Below are 524 nucleotides of genomic sequence, written 5' to 3'. Positions count from 1 at the left end.
TTGTAACTACCGTCAAATGTAGGCTATTACTAAGTAACAACAACTTACATTGGGCAAATTGGACACGCCCATGCGCGCGCGCGAAGCAAAATGAGCAAAGGTAAAAAAAACGACATATCGCCCCAAAGGAAAAGCAAGGCTAACGAACACTACACCACCCCTGACAAACAAAAGGCTTTTATAGAGGCATTAGTACATACGGGGGGTAACCGCCAACTTGCCTGTGAACGCGCCAGCCAGCAGTTGGGAGTCAAGGTATCACGTAGCTCGGTTTATCACTGGCTCAAAAACAATCAGAACTTTGCCAAAAAAGTAGCCGAAGCCAACCAGATTGGCGATGCCATTACCGTAGACCTTGCCCAGAGTACCCTGGTACAGCGCACCCAAGGCATGTATTACAAAGAGCAAGTGGTGGTAAAAGTAAAGGTAGATAAATACAAAGAACGGGTAGAAGTAAAAGAAGTGAAAAAGTACCTGCCCCCTGATTATCACGCGGCAAAGATACTGCTGAGTGCCAAGGCACA

At 46.6% G+C, this 524-nt stretch carries 1 protein-coding gene; it reads left to right on the top strand.

All coding sequences use genetic code 11. From position 1 onward, the window contains the following. Positions 1–90: 90 nt before the first annotated feature. Positions 91–524, top strand: a 434-nt coding sequence (locus tag Q0954_RS34370; protein ID WP_299466717.1) for a hypothetical protein, incomplete at its 3' end; no start/stop codon positions are given.

This window comes from uncultured Microscilla sp. (genome assembly GCF_947493425.1).
Lineage (GTDB): Bacteria > Bacteroidota > Bacteroidia > Cytophagales > Microscillaceae > Microscilla.
Note: the sequence above shows the minus strand (reverse complement) of the source record. Positions and strands in the feature narration are given on the sequence as shown.